General features: G+C 59.7%; 6 protein-coding genes. 1 reads left to right on the top strand and 5 read right to left on the bottom strand.

Annotated elements, in window-relative coordinates; translation table 11 throughout:
* Positions 1-155 precede the first annotated feature (155 nt).
* The 4 genes from ACF8R3_RS07125 to ACF8R3_RS07110 form a co-directional block, all read right to left on the bottom strand.
* A complete protein-coding gene (locus ACF8R3_RS07125; RefSeq protein ID WP_392515342.1) occupies positions 156-635 on the bottom strand; it encodes a hypothetical protein in 480 nt (159 codons plus the stop codon).
* 642 nt (positions 636-1,277) lie between these two features.
* Positions 1,278-3,179, bottom strand: a complete 1,902-nt coding sequence (cysN, locus tag ACF8R3_RS07120) for a sulfate adenylyltransferase subunit CysN (RefSeq protein WP_027914462.1) — start codon at positions 3,177-3,179, stop codon at positions 1,278-1,280.
* A 177-nt stretch (positions 3,180-3,356) separates the two neighbouring features.
* Entirely contained in the window at positions 3,357-4,274 is a 918-nt protein-coding gene (gene cysD, locus ACF8R3_RS07115) for a sulfate adenylyltransferase subunit CysD (RefSeq protein WP_058604935.1), read from the bottom strand.
* Between the two features lie 193 nt (positions 4,275-4,467).
* Positions 4,468-5,226, bottom strand: coding sequence for a Nif3-like dinuclear metal center hexameric protein (locus ACF8R3_RS07110; protein WP_049696503.1), 759 nt, complete (start codon positions 5,224-5,226; stop codon positions 4,468-4,470).
* 169 nt (positions 5,227-5,395) lie between these two features.
* Here ACF8R3_RS07110 and algW point away from each other — a divergent pair, with 169 nt between their 5' ends.
* Entirely contained in the window at positions 5,396-6,556 is a 1,161-nt protein-coding gene (algW, locus tag ACF8R3_RS07105) for a Do family serine endopeptidase AlgW (protein ID WP_023534328.1), read from the top strand.
* 72 nt (positions 6,557-6,628) lie between these two features.
* On the opposite strand, the gene ACF8R3_RS07100 is transcribed toward algW, so the two are convergent.
* Entirely contained in the window at positions 6,629-7,393 is a 765-nt protein-coding gene (locus ACF8R3_RS07100) for an amino acid ABC transporter ATP-binding protein (RefSeq protein ID WP_058637173.1), read from the bottom strand.
* Between the last annotated feature and the right edge of the window lie 6 nt (positions 7,394-7,399).

The raw sequence follows: 7,399 nt of genomic DNA, 5'->3' as shown, positions 1-7,399 counted from the left end.
GATGGTCGGCGACTGTACCGAACCCAGGCTGTTCCGCGGCCACATTTCAATTTCTTGGGATTTCAGACAGAGCCTAGGGCCTCAACTTTGAGGTGACCTAGGTGCCAGCTGAGTTATAGATCACATCAAACAAGGCTGCTACTGCATCACCGAATCTAGCCATCAGCAACAGCTGTTGTATTCAGCGCCAAATAAATTGCTTGCTCAGGTGATAACTCCTGAGAAAAATCGGCGACAGCGAAATACACATGGGGGCGAAAAATCAAATCCACGAGTCGCTCATTAGGTACATTCACCTCCAACATAAATAACCAAAAATCAACCTCATGTTCAGCCCCATCACACTCCATGACCCTTCGCATCATCTCAACCAGCTCATCGGTAGTAACGTCGGGAACCGGTTTGATATAGGGTTCGTATAGGACTTTACGGACCCAAGTGTCATGATCTTGGCCACCGTAGATGCCTTGAAAATCCAGGAAATCAAAGGAAGTTGAAGCTAGCTGATTAAACTCGAGAACCATGTGTTCCGTCAGGTCGCGTTCCCCGCAGTCTATTTCCTCAGAAAGACTAGTAAGCTTCAAAACTAGTTTCTCATCAAGTTCGGGTGGCATTAATTCACTACGCAAAGCCATACAGCCCCTCCACTGCTGGAATTTATAACGGCGCTTTTTGTGCCTAAAAGCACACTCATATTTTCAATGAGCAATTGAAGCTTACCTGACAGAGTAAGTTTTAACTTGTAGGATCCGTCTGAATACATCATGAGCGCCTGCTCCCTAATAGAAGATATATGCCACGGCGAACACCCTTAACCGACACCGGCGACGAGAGAAGGATGCTCCGAACAAGGCATGGCGCGGCTCTTGGAGTGGAGAGCGTCAGAGGAGCTTGCAGGATTCAGAATTAAAAATCGCTAGCCTTCCGGGTATGGATACAGCTCTGAGGCTTAGGCTCTGTGTGAAAAGCCTTGATACTCGGTGATGCTGCGTTGAAAACAGCCTCGGAATGCTCATTTACAACCCGTAAACTCCGCTTCCTCGGCTGTTTTCGCCTTGCCTGACCTTCGTCTCAAGACTTTTCACACAGAGCCTAGGGAAGACTCTTTGCACGCGGCGGTGAATGGCACCAGTTTTGCCAGTGTTCGCGGCTATAGCTCCTGGTTGCGCAACCTTTCAGATTCTCAGCAAGACAGTTGCTCTTACGGACCCCGCAAAAGCAACGGATTACGCGTATACAAAAAACCCGCCGAAGCGGGTTTTTTTGCAAGCCAGCGATTAGATCGCCCCACGCTGCCTCAACACATCCAGCACGAGCTTGACCCCTTCTTCCACGCTGGTGGCCTGGGTATCGATCACCAGATCGGCATCCAGTGGCACATCGAACGGGAAGCTCTCACCTGGAATGTTATCGCCTTCGGCCGCATACAGGCCCTGCGGATCGCGTTCGCGGCAGACCAGTGGCGAGGCTTGAACGTAGACGGTCACCAGGCGGTCCTTGCCGATCAGGGCCTTGGCCTGTTCGCGGCCTTCGGCATCTGGGGCCACGAAGGCGGCCAGGGTCAGCAAGCCGGCTTCGTTGAACTGGCGCGCCACATGGGCGGCGCGGCGCCAGTTCTCGGTACGGCCAGCGCGATCCTGTGGCAGGCCCTTGTTCAGGTCATGGCGCAGGTTCTGCCCGTCGAGTACATAAACGGCACGGCCCATGTCGAACAGTTTGCGCTCCACAGCGTAGGCCAGAGTGCTCTTGCCAGCGCCGGACAGGCCGCTGAACAGTACGGTCGCCGGCTGCTGGCCAAAGCGCAGGGCACGCTCTTCGGTCGAGACATGCGCCGACTTGCCATGCTGCCCGGCGCTGCCATGGGGCAGTACAGGCTGGGCGATGATCATGCCGGCGCCCACGGTGCCGTTGGTCAGGCGGTCGATGACGATGAACGCACCGGTGGTGCGGTTGCTCTCGTAGCCGTCCAGCGCAATGGCGCTGTCCAGGGATACCTTGACGCGACCGATCTCGTTCAGCTGCAAGGCGCTGGCAGCGCCTTTTTCCAAGGTATTGACGTCCACCTTGTGGGTGATGCTGGCAATCGAACCCGGCACGTAGCTGGTCGCACGCTTGATGTCGTACTTCTTGCCCGGCAGCATCGGCTCTTCGGCCATCCACACCAGCATGGCTTCGAACTGGTCGGTCACAGGCGGCACATTGTCGGCATGCACCAGCAGGTCACCACGGGAGATGTCGATCTCGTCTTCCATGGTCAGGGTCACGGCCTGACCCGGGCCTGCGCTTTCCAGCTCGCCTTCGTAGGTGACGATGGACTTCACCCGGCTGCTCTTGCCCGACGGCAGCACGACGACTTCATCGCCCTTGTGCACCACGCCGCTGGCCAGGGTGCCTGCAAAACCACGGAAGTTCAGGTTGGGGCGGTTGACGTACTGCACCGGGAAACGCAGGTCGGTGAAGTTGCGGTCGGCCGCCACTTCCACGGTTTCCAGGATTTCCATCAATGTCGGGCCGGTGTACCACGGCGACTGCTCGCTGTGGTTGACCACGTTGTCACCCTTGAGCGCGGACATCGGCACGAAGTGCAGGCTGCTCGGCGTCAGGTTGATGGCTTCGGCGAAGGCCAGGTAGTCGGCCTTGATCGACTCGAAGACGCCCTCATCGAAGCCCTTGAGGTCCATCTTGTTGACGGCGACCACGATGTGCTTGATGCCCAGCAACGAGGCGATGTAGCTGTGGCGGCGGGTCTGGGTCTGCACACCGTAGCGGGCATCGACCAGGATGATGGCCAGGTCGCAGGTGGATGCGCCGGTCGCCATGTTACGTGTGTACTGCTCGTGGCCCGGGGTGTCGGCAATGATGAACTTGCGCTTGGCCGTGGAGAAGTAACGGTAGGCCACGTCGATGGTGATGCCCTGCTCACGCTCGGCCTGCAGGCCATCGACCAGCAGCGCCAGGTCCACTTCCTCGCCTGTGGTGCCGGACTTCTTCGAATCACGGGTGATGGCTTCGAGGTGATCCTCGTAGATCATCTTCGAGTCATGCAGCAGGCGCCCGATCAAGGTGCTCTTGCCGTCATCCACGTTGCCGCAGGTCAGGAAACGCAGCAGTTCTTTGCGCTCGTGCTGAGCCAGATAAGCGAGGATGTCTTCGCTGATCAAATCGGATTGGTGACTCATCTCATTCAAGCTCCAAGCTGTCAGCTTCAAGCGGCAAGCTTGTCGGCGTACAACTAGTTAGAAATTAGGTTGATCAACCCACTTGGCATTCTGGAGCGCTCGCGGGCCATGCAGGCGGCAATCCACAAGGTTCGAACGCTGCGCGCTCGATTGCTCTTGCAGCTTGCCGCTTGAAGCTTAGAAATAGCCCTGGCGTTTCTTGTCTTCCATGGACCCGGCGCCGTCGTGGTCGATGACCCGGCCCTGGCGCTCGGAGGTGCGGGTCAGGAGCATTTCCTGAATGATGTCGGTGAGCGTCTCGGCTTCGGACTCCACGGCGCCCGTCAACGGGTAGCAGCCCAGGGTACGGAAACGCACCTTCTTCTTGACGATGCGGGCTTTTTCTTCCTCGGACAGGTGCTCGAGGATGCGCGCGTCGTCGATCATGATCAGGGTGCCATTCTTCTCGATGACTTCGCGCTCGGCGGCGAAGTACAGCGGCACGATCGGGATGCCTTCGAGGTAGATGTACTGCCAGATGTCCAGCTCGGTCCAGTTCGACAGAGGGAACACACGAATGGACTCGCCTTTGTTAACCTTGCCGTTGTACACGTTCCACAGCTCAGGGCGCTGGTTCTTCGGATCCCAGCGGTGCTTGCTGTCACGGAAGGAGTACACGCGCTCCTTGGCACGCGACTTTTCTTCGTCGCGGCGCGCGCCACCGAAAGCGGCATCGAAACCATGCTTGTCCAGCGCCTGCTTGAGGCCCTGGGTCTTCATGATGTCGGTATGCTTGGAGCTGCCATGGGTGAACGGGTTGATGCCCTGGGCCACACCCTCGGGGTTGACGTGGGTGATCAGGTCGAGCCCCATTTCCTCGACCATCTTGTCGCGGAAGCGGTACATCTCCTGGAATTTCCACTGGGTGTCGACGTGCATCACCGGGAACGGCAGCTTGCCCGGGAAGAAAGCCTTGCGCGCCAGGTGCAGCATCACGGCGGAATCCTTGCCGATCGAGTACAGCATGACCGGGTTGTCGAACTCGGCGGCCACCTCGCGGATGATATGGATGCTTTCCGCCTCCAGCTGTTTCAAGTGCGTCAGTTTGTCGACCATGGCTACTCACGAAAAACGATCTTATGGACGGCCAGCGGGCCGTGTTCGAGCGAGCCACTCTATCACAGCAGATGCTTCTATTTAGGCGCCTGGATAGATCGAAAGCGTCTAACCATATGACTGAGGGTTTGGGCTGCGGGTCGGCGCTCAAGCCTGCCAACCCATTGCCACGCGGCCTGCGCCGGCAGGTCGGTCAGATCGGATTGGGGCAGTCGATGAACAGGTGCTCCACGGCAAAACGCCGTGCCAGGTAATCGCCCAATGCCTGCACGCCGTAGCGCTCGGTCGCATGGTGCCCTGCGGCGATGAAGCTCACGCCGTTTTCGCGGGCGCTGTGGTAGGTCTGTTCCGACGCTTCGCCGGTCAGGTACAAGTCCACCCCGGCCGCGATCGCCGTGTCGATGTACCCCTGCCCGCCGCCGGTGCACCATCCCACACGACGAACGACTCTGTCTTCCTCGACCAGCAACGGTTCACGCCCCAGCACATCCTGCACACGGCGGGCGAAATCGCGGGCAGTCATGGGTTGGGCCAGCGACCCGACCAGCCCGACCACCTTGGGGTTGTCTGGGTCGAGCGGGCCCTCTACGGTGATCTGAAGCTGTTGCGCCAGCTGCACGTTGTTGCCCACTTCCGGATGGACGTCGAGCGGCAGGTGAAAGGCCAGCAGGCTGATGTCGTTGTTGAGCAGGGTTTTCAGGCGTCGCTGGCGAATGCCGGTGATGCAGGGATTTTCCCCCTTCCAGAAATAACCATGGTGCACCAGCACGAGATCGGCTTGAGCCTCAACGGCTGCATCGAGCAAGGCCTGGCTGGCGGTCACGCCAGTGACGATGCGCCCGACCTGCGGCCGGCCTTCGACCTGCAAGCCGTTGGGGCAATAGTCCTGGATCCTGCTGCTGCCCAGGTAGCGCTCGGCTTCTTCGACCAATGTACTCAGCGCGACGGCCATGGGAAATCTCCTCGAAAAAACTGCGTGCCTGCCAGGCGCAAGGCCTGGAGAAGGTCCGTATAATGCCGGCCATTATGGGCCGTCGTCGGCACTGGGGGAACCGGTGTATGATCGCGCGCCCACGCTCCACTGCGCGGCCCCAGGCCGCGGCTCTTTCCAGGATTCGTTCATGTTCAAGGCTCTGCGTTACTTTGGCTGGCCCCTGCTCACCGGCGTGCTCATCGCCGCCCTGATCATCCAACGCTTTCCGGAGTGGGTCGGCTTGCCCAGTCAGGATGTCAACCTGCAACAGGCGCCCCAGTCCACGCAGGTGGTGCAGGGCCCGGTCTCCTATGCCGACGCCGTTACCCTGGCTGCGCCTGCGGTAGCCAACCTGTACACCACCAAGGTGGTGAACAAGAGCTCGCACCCGCTGTTCGAAGACCCGCAGTTCCGCCGGTTCTTCGGCGACAACCTGCCCAAGCAACGCCGCTGGGAGTCCAGCCTGGGCTCGGCGGTGATCATGAGCCCCGAGGGCTATCTGCTGACCAACAACCATGTGACCAGCGGCGCCGACCAGATCGTCGTGGCGCTCAAGGATGGCCGGGAAACCTTGGCCAGGGTGATCGGCAGCGACCCGGAGACGGACCTGGCGGTGCTCAAGATCGACCTGAAGAAACTGCCGGCCATCACCATCGGGCGCTCCGATACCATTCGCATCGGCGACGTGTCCCTTGCGATCGGCAACCCGTTCGGGGTCGGCCAGACCGTGACCATGGGTATCATCAGCGCCACCGGCCGTAACCAGCTGGGCCTGAACAACTACGAAGATTTCATCCAGACCGACGCGGCGATCAACCCGGGCAATTCGGGCGGCGCTTTGGTGGATGCCAACGGCAACCTGATCGGCATCAACACTGCCATCTTCTCCAAGTCAGGTGGCTCGCAAGGCATCGGCTTCGCCATTCCAGTGAAGCTGGCCCTTGAGGTGATGAAGTCGATCGTCGAGCACGGCCAGGTCATCCGGGGCTGGCTGGGCATCGAAGTTCAGCCGCTAAGCGCAGAGCTTGCCGAGTCGTTCGGCATGAAGGACCGGCCAGGCATCGTGGTGGCGGGCATATTCCGCGAAGGCCCGGCAGCCAAGGCCGGTCTGCAGTTGGGGGATGTGATCCTGAGCATCAACGGCGAGCCGGCGGGCGATGGCCGCCGGTCGATGAACCAGGTGGCGCGCATCAAGCCCAACGAAAAGATCACCATCGAGGTAATGCGCAACGGTCAGCAGCTCAAGCTGATCGCCGAGGTAGGCCTGCGGCCACCGCCAGCGCCGGTGGCCAAGCAGGAAGAAAAGTAACGCAAGTGCCCCGCACGTGGGCGCTTGGGATTGGCCTGCGGTGCCACGCAGGCCAATCGCCCCTTTACTGCATCAATGCAGAATCTGGCTGAGGAACAAGCGCGTGCGGTCGCTCTGTGGCCGGTCGAAGAAATCGTCCGGTGACGCCTGCTCGACGATCTCGCCCTTGTCCATGAAGATCACCCGATTCGCCACAGTGCGGGCAAAGCCCATTTCGTGGGTCACGCAGAGCATGGTCATGCCATCTTCGGCCAGGCCAACCATGGTATCGAGCACTTCCTTGACCATTTCCGGATCCAGCGCCGAGGTCGGCTCATCGAACAGCATGATCTTGGGCTTCATGCACAACGCCCGGGCGATGGCCACGCGCTGCTGCTGACCACCGGACAACTGCCCTGGGTACTTGTGCGCCTGCTCCGGGATACGCACTCGCTCCAGGTAGTGCATGGCGATTTCCTCGGCCTTGCGCTTGGGCATCTTGCGCACCCACATGGGGGCCAACGTGCAGTTTTCCAGGATGCTCAGGTGCGGAAACAGGTTGAAGTGCTGGAACACCATGCCCACTTCGCGGCGGATGGCCTCGATCTGCTTGAGGTCGTTGGTCAGCTCCACACCGTCAACCACAATTCGCCCTTGCTGGTGTTCTTCCAGGCGGTTCAGGCAGCGGATGGTGGTGGACTTGCCCGAGCCCGAGGGCCCGCACAGCACGATGCGCTCGCCCTGGCGAACATTGAGGTTGATGTCCTTGAGCACATGGAACTGGCCATACCACTTGTTCACGCCCTGCATCTGGATGATGCCTTCGGGGCCGGCAGGCTGCTTGATCGCTTCACTCATTTCGAA

The organism is Pseudomonas sp. FYR_7, assembly GCF_043106155.1.
GTDB classification, from domain to species: Bacteria; Pseudomonadota; Gammaproteobacteria; order Pseudomonadales; family Pseudomonadaceae; genus Aquipseudomonas; species Aquipseudomonas parafulva_B.
The sequence above is the reverse complement of the archived record's forward strand: the minus strand, read 5'-3'. Positions and strand labels throughout refer to the sequence as shown.

Excerpts from the sequence above, each read along its gene's own strand:
- ACF8R3_RS07125 (WP_392515342.1), bottom strand. The coding sequence starts at position 635 with ATGGCTTTGCGTAGTGAATTAATGCCACCCGAACTTGATGAGAAACTA.
- cysN (WP_027914462.1), bottom strand. The coding sequence starts at position 3,179 with ATGAGTCACCAATCCGATTTGATCAGCGAAGACATCCTCGCTTATCTG.
- cysD (WP_058604935.1), bottom strand. The coding sequence starts at position 4,274 with ATGGTCGACAAACTGACGCACTTGAAACAGCTGGAGGCGGAAAGCATC.
- ACF8R3_RS07110 (WP_049696503.1), bottom strand. The coding sequence starts at position 5,226 with ATGGCCGTCGCGCTGAGTACATTGGTCGAAGAAGCCGAGCGCTACCTG.
- algW (WP_023534328.1), top strand. The coding sequence starts at position 5,396 with ATGTTCAAGGCTCTGCGTTACTTTGGCTGGCCCCTGCTCACCGGCGTG.
- ACF8R3_RS07100 (WP_058637173.1), bottom strand. The coding sequence starts at position 7,393 with ATGAGTGAAGCGATCAAGCAGCCTGCCGGCCCCGAAGGCATCATCCAG.